Here is a 13,549-nt window from a genome sequence, read left to right on the forward strand (position 1 = left end):
GTAAGATCCCTGAAAGATGATCAGGTTGATAGGTTCGAGGTGGAAGCATGGTGACATGTGGAGCTGACGAATACTAATAGATCGAGGACTTAACCATATAATATGTAGCAATGTTATCTAGTTTTGAAAGAATATAAAAAACTTGTTGACTTTAAAAAGTAAATGAGTTACAATAATTCTTGTCTTAAATGAATATAGTCTGGTAATGATGGCAGAGAGGTCACACCCGTTCCCATACCGAACACGGAAGTTAAGCTCTCTAGCGCCGATGGTAGTTGGGACCTTGTCCCTGTGAGAGTAGGACGTTGCCAGGCAAATGGAGGATTAGCTCAGCTGGGAGAGCACCTGCCTTACAAGCAGGGGGTCGGCGGTTCGATCCCGTCATCCTCCACCATTTAGCCGACTTAGCTCAATTGGTAGAGCAACTGACTTGTAATCAGTAGGTTGGGGGTTCAAGTCCTCTAGTCGGCACCAGAAATCATGGCGGTTGTGGCGAAGTGGTTAACGCACCGGATTGTGGCTCCGGCATTCGTGGGTTCGATTCCCATCAGTCGCCCCATTTTTCTTAAATAAATTAATATGCGGGTGTGGCGGAATTGGCAGACGCACCAGACTTAGGATCTGGCGCCTTTGGCGTGGGGGTTCGACTCCCTTCACCCGCACTTTTAATTAAATAACTCATACATGTCTTGCGGAAGTAGTTCAGTGGTAGAATACAACCTTGCCAAGGTTGGGGTCGCGGGTTCGAATCCCGTCTTCCGCTCCAATTTTCAATATGACATGCCGGGGTGGCGGAACAGGCAGACGCACAGGACTTAAAATCCTGCGGTGGGTGACCACCGTGCGGGTTCGACCCCCGCCCTCGGCACCATATGCGCCCGTAGCTCAATTGGATAGAGCGTTTGACTACGGATCAAGAGGTTAGGGGTTCGACTCCTCTCGGGCGCGCTTTTATTAACGGGAAGTGGCTCAGCTTGGTAGAGCACCTGGTTTGGGACCAGGGGGTCGCAGGTTCAAATCCTGTCTTCCCGATATTCCTAAAAAACATGGGGCCTTAGCTCAGCTGGGAGAGCGCCTGCCTTGCACGCAGGAGGTCAGCGGTTCGATCCCGCTAGGCTCCACTTATATTAATATCATTTATGGCGGTGTAGCTCAGCTGGCTAGAGCGTACGGTTCATACCCGTGAGGTCGGGGGTTCGATCCCCTCCGCCGCTACCATAAAGGACCTTTAGCTCAGCTGGTTAGAGCAGACGGCTCATAACCGTCCGGTCGTAGGTTCGAGTCCTACAAGGTCCACCATTAGACGTATATATCTCGGAGGTATACCCAAGTTCGGCTGAAGGGATCGGTCTTGAAAACCGACAGGCGGCGAGAGTCGCGCGGGGGTTCGAATCCCTCTACCTCCTCCATTTTTTCTAAGGTAAATATTTTATCATCGCGGGGTGGAGCAGCACGGTAGCTCGTCGGGCTCATAACCCGAAGGTCGCAGGTTCAAATCCTGTCCCCGCAACCAAATGGTCCCGTGGTGTAGTGGTTAACATGCCTGCCTGTCACGCAGGAGATCGCCGGTTCGACCCCGGTCGGGACCGCCATTTTTACATAAAGGCTCGGTAGCTCAGTCGGTAGAGCAGAGGACTGAAAATCCTCGTGTCGGCGGTTCGATTCCGTCCCGAGCCACCATTTTGAAGTCGCAAGCCGACTTAGCTCAATTGGTAGAGCAACTGACTTGTAATCAGTAGGTTGGGGGTTCAAGTCCTCTAGTCGGCACCACTTTCAAAATGAGCCATTAGCTCAGTTGGTAGAGCATCTGACTTTTAATCAGAGGGTCGAAGGTTCGAGTCCTTCATGGCTCACCATTTACAATTTAATGCGGGTGTAGTTTAGTGGTAAAACAAGAGCCTTCCAAGCTCTGGTCGAGAGTTCGATTCTCTTCACCCGCTTTTCAATTATGGGCCTATAGCTCAGCTGGTTAGAGCGCACGCCTGATAAGCGTGAGGTCGATGGTTCGAGTCCATTTAGGCCCACCATAATTGTTCCGCAGTAGCTCAGTGGTAGAGCTATCGGCTGTTAACCGATCGGTCGTAGGTTCGAGTCCTACCTGCGGAGCCATATTTATAGAGAAGTACCCAAGTGGCTCAAGGGGCTCCCCTGCTAAGGGAGTAGATCGCGAACGCGGTGCGAGGGTTCGAATCCCTTCTTCTCTGCCAGAACTGGCCCGTTGGTCAAGTGGTTAAGACACCGCCCTTTCACGGCGGTAACACGGGTTCGAATCCCGTACGGGTCATACTAAAAGAGATAGCATAATCTGCTATCTCTTTTTTGTTGTATAAAAATGGACTTTGGATAGTCTGCTTTTTTATGCAATAGAAGAAATATGAAGTATTCGCTGTTGCAGTTGGGTACATAGAGAGCCGTAAATACAATCATGTTAATTATTTGGACCTGTATGAATATGAAGGAATTAACTTCAACTTGAACTTTTACCCCAGCTGTATGGCTGTAGCCTCCTACACTTGGAGAAACCGATGAAAATGCATCTGGGAGCTACTGTGGAAAATAAATAATATATAGAAGAAGCTGCTTTCTCTCAATAGCTGTGATCTACTGAAGACAGCTTTTTTATGTTGTCAGTATTGTCGGTAAGTCGATATATTGCAAAAATCGCTGATATAATTTCACTTACCGACAAAAACCACAAGAAAATCCCTTTCACAATCTAAAGAAAACGCCTCCATTGAAATGGATTCCACACCTATTCCAATAACTTTACACTCTATGTGAAAAAGTTCACAAATAGGTCATAATTTGTGAAGTAATTCACAATAATACGTGCTACAATATGAATGTAAAGAAGTTAAACAACATTAAATTAGTATTTTAATTAATTACTTAAACAATCATAAAAAAATATATGTGAACAATAGAGAGGGGAAATTACCATGAAAAAAGGTATCAATCGTGTAGTATTAGTAGGAACAGGAGCTGTAGGTTGTAGTTACGCTTACTCAATGATCAACCAAGGTGTAGCTGAAGAATTCGTATTAGTAGATGTTAATGAAGCAAAAGCAGAAGGGGAAGCAATGGACTTAAGCCATGCGGTACCATTCTCTCCATCACCAACAAAAGTTTGGAGCGGTAGCTATGCAGATTGTAAAGATGCAGATTTAGTAGTTATCACTGCTGGATTACCACAAAAGCCAGGTGAAACTCGTTTAGACTTAGTTGAGAAAAATACAAAGATCTTTAAACAAATCGTTCGCGGTATTATGGATAGCGGATTCGATGGAATCTTCTTAATCGCAACTAACCCAGTTGACATTTTAACTTACGTAACTTGGAAAGAATCTGGTTTACCAAAAGAGCGCGTAATTGGTTCTGGTACTACTTTAGACTCTGCTCGTTTCCGTTACATGTTAGGTGACTACTTAGATGTAGATCCACGTAACGTTCATGCTTACATCGTTGGTGAACACGGTGATACTGAACTTCCAGTATGGAGCCACGCTACTATCGGTGTACAAAAACTAGAAACAATCTTAGCTAACAACGAACAGTACAAACAAGAAGACTTAGATAAAATCTTCGAAAATGTACGTGATGCAGCTTACCATATCATCGAGCGTAAAGGTGCAACTTACTACGGAATCGGTATGTCACTACTTCGTGTAACTAAAGCAATCTTAAACAACGAGAACAGCGTATTAACTGTATCTGCATACCTTGAAGGCCAATACGGTGAGAAAGATGCTTACGTAGGTGTTCCAGCTGTAATTAACCGCGAAGGTGTACGTGAAATCGTAGAGCTTGAGTTAAATGAAGAAGAAAAAGCGAAGTTCGCTCATTCTGTAAAAGTATTAAAAGAAACAATGGCACCAGTACTATAATAATTGCTAAATCATTCAGGGGCGGGACACTGCTTCCTACCTCTGAATTCATATAATTTAATATAAATTCCTTTTCCGGTTTCCCTTGTATATCCCCAATATACCCCTTTTGCTGGATCAGGGTCGTTTATAGAAAAGAGCACCCTACTTTAAGTAGAGTGCTCTTTATTATTATTTTTTAGGCGTTAATCCTAATTTCTTTAAAATATCTGCCAGTGTACCGCTTTTTGATTTTTCAACAGGTGTTTGTGATTTAGATGCATCTGGACCTTTTTTCAAGAAGTTCTTTTCAACGAAGCGAATATCTTTTTCGTCGACAATACCATCTTTGTTAAGGTCGCCGTCTTTCACAGATAGTCCTTTTTTATTATAGTTGCTAGCGATAATTTCAGCATCTTTTATATCAATTACTTTATCGCCATTTACATCACCTGCAAGGTTTTCATCAAGGCGTGCATAATAATATTGGCCAAGTAGCTTGCCGTCTTTTTCAGTACCTAGTTTCGTAGTTAGGCGGCTTGTTAAATGCCCTGGTACTTCTACATATAAGTTGTAGTCGCGTTTATTAACAGGAAGTCCATTTAATTTGAAGTATCCGTATTTATCTAGTGAGCCTTCAAACTTATGACGGTAAGAATCAGTCGCATATACTTTTACGCCAAGCTTTGTATAATCTAACTTTTCATCTAAATATCCACGTTCATTTAAGAATGCACCAGGTTTAATATTTCCTTCTACTAGTGAGTTTAAGGACATTACTGAGAATGATTGATCTTGAAGGACACGCATTCTATTTGGCTCTGTTTCTCCTGGTTTCCAGTATACAAACACTGGTGACTCTAATTGAGCAGTTGCTTCATAAAACTCATCGTTTTCTACTTTGAACGTTACATCAATGAACGGGAAATCACCATCTAATCCAGCGAAGTTTTTGTCATCGATAGCACCGCCAACTGTAACAGAGCCTGCTTCTAGCTTCGGTTCATTTACTTTTGCTGTTACCCCTTTTTCAGAAAGAAGTTTTTCAAAGGCAGGATTCAATTTCGCATTTGCAAATTTGAAGTTCTTCTCTAGGAAGTTTACATTAAATTGCCCAGCAACAAATTGTTTTACGTGTTTCGCGTTTAGTGTTACTGTGAACTCGTCATTTTTATATAATTCTTTTTTATCGTAACTAGTTTTTGCATATTGAGCACCTTGCGGGATAAACCAGTAGTTATTTACACCGTTTGGATAGTCAGGACCTGCAGTTGCATAATCGAAAATATATACGCCTGTGTTCATTGGACCTTCCGTTCTGAAGGAGTCAGGTGTAATGCCAACTTTAAAGTCGCCATTTGCATTAATCGGTAAAAACTTATGCAAGTATGGAGAATAGTCATAGTACATAACGCCATTCGCTTCTTGCGTAATGTTTAATCCTTTTCCTTTTAAGTAATCAACGTTTGAATCGTATACATTTCCTTTAATCCATAGTGCTTTTTTGCCATCTTCTACTGTATAATTTTCTTCATTTAACTCGTAAATACCAGGTTTTAATCCAGTTAATTTCACTTCTGGTGGTGTATTATCAATTACAACATAATCACCTTTTACACGTGCTTTCCCAGCCTTATCATAACCGACAAACTCAATTGTGTAGTCTCCTTCTGGTAAGTTGATTTTCTCATCACCGATTGGTTTTGCAGGATCATTTGTAAAAGGATACACTTTTCCATTAAAGAATGAATCTAAGTAGTAATACACATCAGTTTTTAGGCCACTCGTGTTTAATGTTCCAATGAAGCCAAGAGCTTTATTTGTTTTGGAATCTTTTACGATAAGATCTAACGTTTCAAGTTCGCTGTTTAATTGGAATGCTCCGTGAACATACGATTCACCGTATGGATTGAATTTAGATGTATCAGTTGAAATTGCTTTTCTTGATAGTATTGCATTTTCAATACCAGGCTCTGATACACGAATAGAGAATGGGATTTGATATGTTTCTTCTTTATTTTTTGTGTTCGTAATATGAATGTACCCTTCATATCGGCCTTGTTTCACACCGGCTGGAACATTAATTTTTGCTTCAATTTCACCTGTTTTGCCAGCATCAAGAGTAATTGTTTCTGGAGCAGAGATTTTTACACCGTTTGCGACAGCATCGTTAATAGTAGACGATGCTGGTGTATAAGAAATTTCTGTTTTAAATTCTTTTTTCTCTTGTTTATTATGATTAGTTACTTTTATATTTCGTTTTTGTTCAAGAGCTTCACCGTCTTTTTGATAAAACTTACCGAATGCAATAGATCCAGTTTCTTCGGGTGCTTCAATTACTTCATCATTTACAACAGTTTGTGTCGTATCTAATACTTTAAAGCTTGTTTCTGTACGAACGGCGTTGTAAGCATCTACTCGCCCAGCTCCAACTTCATATACGGAATATTTTTCTTTTAAATCATTAGCTGTGTTCATAAGAGACGCTTTTACATCGAACGGAGAGTAGTCTGGGTGTTCTTGTAAAATTAGAGCAGCAACGCCAGCGATATGAGGAGAAGCCATAGATGTTCCTTGCATACGCTCATAGGAAACAGCGTAGTTTTCACCCTCTTGCGGGTCGTTAATATATTCAGGAACTGTTGAAAGGATAGCGACACCAGGCGCTGTAATATCAGGCTTAATATCATCATTTGCTGTAACAGGACCGCGTGAGCTAAAGTCTGCAAGATGATCGCCTTCTGTTTGAATGTAATTAATTTCATCGAGAGTTAAGGAGGTGCTACCTTGTTCGATTTGAGCTTTTAGTTTTTCACCGTCTTCTTTCGTTAGGCGGAATGCTGGAATGTATTTTGTACTTTCGCCAACGTAGAAAGGAATTTCTCCATCCACATTGTTATAAATAATAACGGCTTTTGCACCTGCTTGTTTTGCATTAGCAATTTTTTCATCAAATGACAGTGTACCGCGTGCAACGAGAGCGATTTTTCCTTTTACATCTTTTTTACTAAACTCGTCAGGCGTACCAATTCCTACAGATTCAATAGGTAAAGTTTGTCCCTTGAAATCTTCTATTTTATCAGTGAAGTTTTTGCCGAATAGAATTAGGTTAGGAAATTGTAATTGTCCAGCATGACCTGATAGTTTCGGTAAGGAAATAGAGCTATCACTTGCTCCAACCGTAATTGCAAATGGCGAAGCACCTGGCGATCCGAGTGTTGATGGATTTGGTCCAGAGTTACCAGCAGCAACGACTGTAACAACGCCTGAAAGCATTGCATTATTAACAGCGATAGATGTTGGATCGAGTGGATTGTTGCTATCATCACCTAACGATAAGTTAATAACATTCATACCGTCAGAAATAGATTTATCAATTGCAGCGATAATACCTGAACTATCTCCACTTCCGTATGGGCCGAGTACACGATAGTTATACAGTTCAATGCCAGGTGCAACACCTTTTACTGCTGAATCAGATTGGTTCTTCTTTTGTGCAGAAACGATACCTGCTACGTGAGTGCCGTGGGCTGTGTAGAAGGAAGAACCACGGCTATCAAATTCAGGAGCACCAGATTGTTGCCATTCTGAATAAGTAGTTTCCATTGGATCTGCATCGTTATTAATAAAGTCCCAACCCTTTACTGAGTTTGGGTCTACTTTGCTAGAGTCCTCACCAGGTTTCGCGCGATAGCCTTTATATACGTCTTTTAAGTCAGGATGATTGTAATCAATACCTGTATCTAATACACCAACTTTAATTCCTTTTCCGGTAATGCCCTCACTATGTAACTTATCTACTCCAATTTGCGGGATGCTATCTGTTAGTTTTTGAGGTGCTTTTTGCTCAGCTTGTTTTGGTAAATTTAATTTCACTTCGTAATCTTTCCAAATGCGTTTTACAACGCCAATCCGTAACAATTCTTCTACTGTATTTGCTGGTAATGTCATCGCAACACCATTTATCGCATGCTTATAAGAACGTTTAATTTGTACAGACTGGAAGTTTCCTGATTTTACTGATGGGCTGAATTGATAAAGACGTTTTAGTCCTTTTTCGAATTCTTCATGTTCTTGATCAATACGTGCTTTTATATTTTCAGGAGCAGACTGTAATCCTTTTTCTTTTTGTTTTAATTCATTAATCTTTACTGGAGCAGTTTGAAATTCTACGATGATATTTACAGGCTCAGAACTACTCGTATTAATATCTGGTGAAATTGTAAAACCAGGGTTGGCATCTACCGTTTGTAATGCCAGGCGTTGTTCTTTAGAAAGCTTAGATAATATAGAATGAGCATTTGAAGATTCAATTTGGTTAATAGGATTTTCAGCAAGTACATTGAACGGAATAGCAGTTGAAAACAAAACGCCAGCTGTTACAATTCCGGTAACAAAACGATTTTTCTTTTTCATTTATAGGCCTCCGGTAATTTATATTTTTAAAAATTATTTCTCCACGCCAGCTGTTTGCTCAGCATGGAATGTCCAGTTTAGCTGCAGGGAATCACCTTGAAATTTATTTTGATCTCGGTCGTTATCTTCAAATGAGAAGAGGACGTGTAAGTAATCTGTTTCACCAGATTTAATACCATCTATTAAGTTATGACGTTCTAGAGACGTAGCGACATCTTCAGGTTTCATAGTTTTTAATTGTGATAGTTTTGTTTCCCACACAATCTCATGATCATCGTTTGGATTAGATGGCTGTCCATCATTTACTAGAAACTTGACGATAATGTGATCACCTAAATCTTCACCGTCATTATTTTGCTTTGCATCTGTAACTTCATATGATGTTTCAAGTGCTACTTTTGCGATATCCAATGTACCTTTATTTTCAAGCTTGAAGTTCCTTTCAATAAAATCACCTGGTTTTAAATCTTTCACATTAACGATTACACTTGGATTAATAGAAAGATCTAGTGTTCCAGCTTGAAATGAGTTACTTGATGTTTCTGAATCACTGAAATAGGCGAATACACCGCCGAATGTAAGGGATAAGCCAAGTGAAGCGGTGATAATTCCCATTCCTACTTTTTGTTTTAATGACATAAGAAAGCCTCCTAGTTAAATTTGTATAGCAACCGTTCGCAACAAGGATAAATAAGTAAACATAGTAGTCCGCTATGAATTATAGTTACGAAAGATCAGAGTTCTTTATTGAGAACAAGTATATGCTTATGAATTTCGCGTTTCAATAAAAATATGACAAAAAATGTTGAGAAACATTTTTTTATTACAGATTATTTTGTTTTGATTTTGAGTGGAAAATAGCATGAAAAATAGTATAAACCTAATAAAATAAAGGTTGAGAAAAAAATAATAGGAGGAAATATAGAAGTAGAATGAAGCGTTTTCAATGAATATTCGTCAAAATTCGATATTTTACACGGAAATGTGGAGAAAAACTAACGTTTTTAAGAAAAAAACGAATATTTTTTATAAATTAACAAGGATATTGCAGTTTTTCGCAGAAATAGTTAAAGTATAAAAAATTCTGTCATCTAAGTGAGGTGAGCATATTGAGTGTAATAAATTGTGAAGAAGTGAAACGAGATGAGTTTCATACAGAAAAGTACTATGAAAGTTATAACATCTTTGGCGCACATGTTGTGACGGAAGATGAGATTCAAGGGGTACGATTTACAGTGTGGGCTCCTCATGCGAAAGCAATGAGTGTTGTTGGAGATTTTAATGAGTGGGATTATGAGCAACATAAAATGCTACAAGTGACAGAAGAAGGCATTTGGTCCTTGTTTATACCGCATATTGAAGAAGGAGAAATATATAAATATGCGATTGAAACGTTGGCTGGTGACGTCATTTTAAAGGCAGATCCGTATGCTGTATATGCAGAAGTAAGACCGAATACGGCATCTGTAGTTTTTGATATAAAGGGATATGAATGGAATGATAAAAACTGGACTCGTAAGAAAAAGAAAAAATCGATTTATAAAGAAGCGATGACAGTTTATGAATTGCATTTTGGTTCTTGGAAAAAGAAAGAAGATGGAACACTGTATTCTTACAGGGAAATGGTAGAAGAACTCATTCCATATGTGGTGGAACATCAATTTACACATATTGAAATTATGCCGCTTGTTGAGCATCCATATGATCGTTCTTGGGGATATCAAGGAACGGGATATTATGCAGCGACGAGTAGATTTGGTACGCCGCATGATTTAATGCATTTTGTCGACGAATGTCATAAATATGGAATCGGTGTCATTTTAGATTGGGTGCCGGGGCATTTTTGTAAAGATGCTCACGGTTTATATTTGTTTGATGGTACACCGACCTATGAATATAAAGATAAAGATGTACAAGAAAATCCAGTATGGGGAACTGTCAATTTTGATTTAGGAAAGAGAGAGGTACGTAATTTCTTAATTTCAAATGCGTTATTTTGGATGAGATATTTCCATATTGATGGTTTCAGAGTTGATGCAGTTGCGAACATGTTGTACTGGAATAAAGAAGGACAAGAGCAAAGTAATGAGCATGCTGTTTCATTTTTAAGGGAGTTAAATGAAGCGGTGTTTGCAGAGGATGAAGATTTTCTTATGACGGCAGAAGATTCAACAGCTTGGCCACTTGTAACAACTCCAACGTATGAAGGTGGGCTTGGATTCAATTACAAATGGAACATGGGCTGGATGAATGACGTGCTGAAATATATGGAGTGTGCGCCTGAATATAGGAAACACATTCATGAGAAAATGACGTTTTCTTTACTATATGCGTACTCTGAAAACTTCATATTACCGCTTTCTCATGATGAAGTCGTTCATGGGAAAAAGTCGTTATTAAATAAAATGCCAGGTGATTACTGGGATAAGTTTGCTCAACTTCGTTTATTATATGGATATTTCTTTACTCACCCAGGAAAGAAGTTACTTTTCATGGGAGGAGAATTCGGACAGTTTGATGAGTGGAAAGACCTTGAAGATTTAGATTGGAATTTACATGATTTTGAAATGCATCGTTATATGCATGATTACTTTAATGAGCTCATAGCATTGTATAAGCGCTCAAAACCACTTTGGCAGCTTGACCATTCACCTGAAGGTTTTCAGTGGATTGATGCTAATAATAATGAGCAAAGTATTTTCTCTTTTATCCGCCAAGGGGATAAACAAGAAGATGCGTTAGTTGTCGTATGTAATTTTACGAAAGCTACATATGAAAACTATAAAGTAGGTGTACCAGATTTCGAGTATTATAACGAGATTTTAAACAGTGATGCACAGCAATATGGCGGTTCGGGGCAAGTGAATAAGAAACGTCTTAAGACAATTCTAGAACCGTACCATAATCAAGCAGCACATGTAGAGATTACAATTCCACCATTTGGCGTATCCATATTACGACCAGTGAAGACGAGAAAGGGGAGCAAAAAACAAGATGGCTCAAAAACAAAAGTGCGTAGCAATGTTACTAGCAGGGGGAAAAGGTAGTCGATTAAGTGCATTAACAAAAAATTTAGCCAAGCCAGCTGTTCCATTTGGTGGTAAATATCGCATTATTGATTTTACGCTAAGTAACTGCGCAAATTCTGGTATTGAAACGGTTGGGATTTTAACGCAATATCAACCACTAGAACTTCATAATTATATCGGAATCGGCAATGCATGGGATTTAGACCGAGTAAGCGGTGGAGTCACAGTATTACCTCCTTATGCGGAGTCTTCAGGTGTGAAGTGGTACACAGGTACGGCAAGTGCCATTTATCAAAACTTAAACTATTTAAGTCAATATGAACCAGAGTATGTTCTTATTTTATCAGGCGACCATATTTATAAAATGGATTACAGTAAGATGCTAGATTACCATATTGAGAAAGAATCGGACGTATCCATTTCTGTTATTGAAGTACCTTGGGATGAAGCGAGTCGCTTTGGCATTATGAATACAAATGAAGAAATGGAGATTGTTGAGTTTGAAGAGAAACCACAATTTCCAAGAAGTAATCTTGCATCAATGGGAATCTATATTTTTAATTGGTCAATTTTGAAAGAGTATTTAGAGATGGATGCAAGAAACCCTGAATCTAGTAACGATTTCGGAAAAGACGTACTTCCGCTTTTATTGGATGAAGGGAAGAAGTTAATGGCGTATCCGTTTGAAGGATATTGGAAAGATGTTGGAACGGTGAAGAGCTTATGGGAAGCGAATATGGATTTGCTTCGCGATGAAACATCACTGAATTTAAACGATCGTAATTGGCGTATTTACTCTGTCAATCCAAACGAACCGCCTCAATATATTGCTGAAAAGGCGAAAGTAGAAGAATCGCTTATTAACGAAGGATGCGTCATTGAAGGGGACGTGAAGCATTCTGTGTTATTCCAAGGAGTGACGGTGGAAGAAGGAAGTATGGTGATTGATTCTGTTGTTATGCCAGGGGCTAAGATTGGTAAAAATGTTGTGATTGAAAGAGCGATTGTTGGATCAGAAATGGTTATCGAAGATGGAACAATCATTCGTCCAGAAAAGAATGTTGACGATGTAGTATTAATTGCTGAAGGGAAATAGAAAAGGGGGATGAAATGAATGGGAGAAAAAATGTTAGGAATTATTAATGCAACGGGAAGTTTTCCTTCCTTAAAGAAAGTAACAGGGCATCGTTCACTAGCGGCGTTACCGTTTGGGGGCCGTTATCGACTCATTGATTTCATGCTTTCAAATATGGTGAATTCTAGTATTCATAGTGTGGCAGTTTTTACAAGCCATAAAAATCGTTCGTTAATGGACCACGTTGGTTCAGGAAAACAGTGGGATTTAGATAGAAAACGAGACGGACTATTTTTATTCCCGCCAAACTGCCAATGTGACCAAGATGAATTTGGGTCTTTTGCACACTTTAGAAGACATATTGATTATTTTCTAAGAAGCAGAGAAGAGTACGTTGTTATTACGAATAGCCATCTCGTAACAGCATTAAATTTTCAAGCGGTGTTAGAGCGACATATACATACGGCAGCTGATATTACAGAAGTTTGCCATGAAGGGGTTTCGCTTCAAACATACGTGTTAAAGAAACAATTATTGTTAGACTTATTTGAGTCATATAAAGGTGTGGAACAATACAGTTTATTTGATGTAGTGAGAGAAAAGCGCGGGAAATCATTACACATTGCTACATATGAACATACTGGATATGTAGCAATTATTGACTCGATTGAAAGTTACTATAAACATAGCTTAGAAATTTTGCAACCTGCTATTTGGAAGCAATTATTTAAGAAAGAAGCACCGATCTTTACGAAAGTAAAAGATGAGCCACCAACTCGTTATTTAAAGGGTGCAGTCGTGAAAAATACAATGATTGCAAATGGCAGTATTATTGAAGGGGAAGTCGAAAACAGTGTTGTTTCCCGTTCGGTTAAAATTGGAAAAGGTTCAATTATTCGTAACAGTATTATTATGCAAAAGAGCCAAATTGGAGATAACTGTATAATAGACGGTGTTATTATTGATAAAGACGTGAAAATTGGCGACGGTGTCGTATTAAAAGGAAGCGCCGATGAGCCGTATGTTGTAGAAAAAGGAAGCGTACAAAACAGTACGATTAATAGTTATTCCTAAAGAATCAGTGGGGGCTTTTTCCTCCACTGATTAAAGTTTTAATTTAAATGAAAACTCGAAGGGAGGAAGCTGCAAGAGGAGTAATAAAAACT

General features: G+C 39.1%; 6 protein-coding genes, 22 tRNA genes and 2 rRNA genes. 28 read left to right on the forward strand and 2 right to left on the reverse strand.

Annotated elements, in window-relative coordinates:
• The 25 genes from MR112_RS15030 to MR112_RS15150 all read left to right on the forward strand — a co-directional run.
• Positions 1–97: ribosomal RNA gene (locus MR112_RS15030) — 23S ribosomal RNA — on the forward strand; the annotation flags it as partial.
• Positions 98–198: 101 nt separating this feature from the next.
• A 5S ribosomal RNA gene (gene rrf, locus MR112_RS15035) occupies positions 199–314 on the forward strand.
• 4 nt (positions 315–318) lie between these two features.
• A tRNA-Val gene (locus tag MR112_RS15040) sits at positions 319–394 on the forward strand.
• A gap of 4 nt (positions 395–398) precedes the next feature.
• Positions 399–474: transfer RNA gene (locus MR112_RS15045), tRNA-Thr, on the forward strand.
• A gap of 9 nt (positions 475–483) precedes the next feature.
• Positions 484–559, forward strand: a tRNA-His gene (locus tag MR112_RS15050).
• 22 nt (positions 560–581) lie between these two features.
• Positions 582–662: transfer RNA gene (locus MR112_RS15055), tRNA-Leu, on the forward strand.
• 29 nt (positions 663–691) lie between these two features.
• Positions 692–766 (forward strand) — tRNA-Gly (locus MR112_RS15060).
• A gap of 16 nt (positions 767–782) precedes the next feature.
• A tRNA-Leu gene (locus MR112_RS15065) sits at positions 783–871 on the forward strand.
• A gap of 3 nt (positions 872–874) precedes the next feature.
• Positions 875–948: transfer RNA gene (locus MR112_RS15070), tRNA-Arg, on the forward strand.
• Positions 949–958: 10 nt separating this feature from the next.
• Positions 959–1,032 (forward strand) — tRNA-Pro (locus MR112_RS15075).
• A gap of 16 nt (positions 1,033–1,048) precedes the next feature.
• Positions 1,049–1,121 (forward strand) — tRNA-Ala (locus tag MR112_RS15080).
• 20 nt (positions 1,122–1,141) lie between these two features.
• Positions 1,142–1,218 (forward strand) — tRNA-Met (locus MR112_RS15085).
• A 4-nt stretch (positions 1,219–1,222) separates the two neighbouring features.
• Positions 1,223–1,299: transfer RNA gene (locus MR112_RS15090), tRNA-Ile, on the forward strand.
• Between the two features lie 17 nt (positions 1,300–1,316).
• Positions 1,317–1,409: transfer RNA gene (locus tag MR112_RS15095), tRNA-Ser, on the forward strand.
• A 27-nt stretch (positions 1,410–1,436) separates the two neighbouring features.
• A tRNA-Met gene (locus tag MR112_RS15100) sits at positions 1,437–1,513 on the forward strand.
• A gap of 3 nt (positions 1,514–1,516) precedes the next feature.
• Positions 1,517–1,592 (forward strand) — tRNA-Asp (locus MR112_RS15105).
• A gap of 12 nt (positions 1,593–1,604) precedes the next feature.
• Positions 1,605–1,680: transfer RNA gene (locus MR112_RS15110), tRNA-Phe, on the forward strand.
• A 14-nt stretch (positions 1,681–1,694) separates the two neighbouring features.
• Positions 1,695–1,770 (forward strand) — tRNA-Thr (locus MR112_RS15115).
• Positions 1,771–1,780: 10 nt separating this feature from the next.
• A tRNA-Lys gene (locus MR112_RS15120) sits at positions 1,781–1,856 on the forward strand.
• Between the two features lie 13 nt (positions 1,857–1,869).
• A tRNA-Gly gene (locus tag MR112_RS15125) sits at positions 1,870–1,940 on the forward strand.
• A 10-nt stretch (positions 1,941–1,950) separates the two neighbouring features.
• Positions 1,951–2,027, forward strand: a tRNA-Ile gene (locus MR112_RS15130).
• Between the two features lie 7 nt (positions 2,028–2,034).
• Positions 2,035–2,109: transfer RNA gene (locus tag MR112_RS15135), tRNA-Asn, on the forward strand.
• 7 nt (positions 2,110–2,116) lie between these two features.
• Positions 2,117–2,207, forward strand: a tRNA-Ser gene (locus MR112_RS15140).
• Between the two features lie 5 nt (positions 2,208–2,212).
• A tRNA-Glu gene (locus tag MR112_RS15145) sits at positions 2,213–2,284 on the forward strand.
• A 655-nt stretch (positions 2,285–2,939) separates the two neighbouring features.
• On the forward strand, positions 2,940–3,884 hold the full coding sequence (locus MR112_RS15150; RefSeq protein WP_000715339.1) for an L-lactate dehydrogenase: 945 nt from the start codon (positions 2,940–2,942) through the stop codon (positions 3,882–3,884).
• A gap of 171 nt (positions 3,885–4,055) precedes the next feature.
• Here the strand turns inward: MR112_RS15150 and MR112_RS15155 are convergent, their stop codons facing one another.
• Positions 4,056–8,279 (reverse strand): S8 family serine peptidase, encoded by a 4,224-nt coding sequence (locus tag MR112_RS15155; RefSeq protein ID WP_078187657.1) that lies wholly within the window; start codon positions 8,277–8,279, stop codon positions 4,056–4,058.
• A gap of 33 nt (positions 8,280–8,312) precedes the next feature.
• On the reverse strand, positions 8,313–8,918 hold the full coding sequence (locus MR112_RS15160; protein ID WP_000053927.1) for a CalY family protein: 606 nt from the start codon (positions 8,916–8,918) through the stop codon (positions 8,313–8,315).
• A 470-nt stretch (positions 8,919–9,388) separates the two neighbouring features.
• On the opposite strand from MR112_RS15160, the gene glgB reads away from it, so the two are divergent.
• Genes glgB through glgD form a run of 3 tightly spaced genes read left to right on the forward strand, consistent with a single transcriptional unit; the run spans position 9,389 to position 13,457 of the window.
• Positions 9,389–11,326: a 1,4-alpha-glucan branching protein GlgB gene (glgB, locus tag MR112_RS15165; protein WP_242245093.1), complete on the forward strand. Its 1,938-nt coding sequence runs from the start codon at positions 9,389–9,391 to the stop codon at positions 11,324–11,326.
• Complete coding sequence (gene glgC, locus MR112_RS15170; RefSeq protein WP_000057619.1) at positions 11,274–12,404, forward strand: glucose-1-phosphate adenylyltransferase; 1,131 nt, start codon at positions 11,274–11,276, stop codon at positions 12,402–12,404. Before glgB ends, glgC begins: the two co-directional genes overlap by 53 nt.
• 18 nt (positions 12,405–12,422) lie before the next feature.
• Complete coding sequence (gene glgD / locus MR112_RS15175; RefSeq protein ID WP_000504168.1) at positions 12,423–13,457, forward strand: glucose-1-phosphate adenylyltransferase subunit GlgD; 1,035 nt, start codon at positions 12,423–12,425, stop codon at positions 13,455–13,457.
• Positions 13,458–13,549: the final 92 nt, after the last annotated feature.

The organism is Bacillus cereus group sp. BfR-BA-01330 (assembly GCF_022663885.1).
Classification (GTDB): Bacteria; Bacillota; Bacilli; order Bacillales; family Bacillaceae_G; genus Bacillus_A; species Bacillus_A cereus.

What these genes read in the sequence shown, in the direction of transcription:
- glgC (WP_000057619.1), top strand. Translation starts at nt 11,274, where the DNA reads ATGGCTCAAAAACAAAAGTGCGTAGCAATGTTACTAGCAGGGGGAAAA.
- glgD (WP_000504168.1), top strand. Translation starts at nt 12,423, where the DNA reads ATGGGAGAAAAAATGTTAGGAATTATTAATGCAACGGGAAGTTTTCCT.
- MR112_RS15160 (WP_000053927.1), bottom strand. Translation starts at nt 8,918, where the DNA reads ATGTCATTAAAACAAAAAGTAGGAATGGGAATTATCACCGCTTCACTT.
- MR112_RS15155 (WP_078187657.1), bottom strand. Translation starts at nt 8,279, where the DNA reads ATGAAAAAGAAAAATCGTTTTGTTACCGGAATTGTAACAGCTGGCGTT.
- MR112_RS15150 (WP_000715339.1), top strand. Translation starts at nt 2,940, where the DNA reads ATGAAAAAAGGTATCAATCGTGTAGTATTAGTAGGAACAGGAGCTGTA.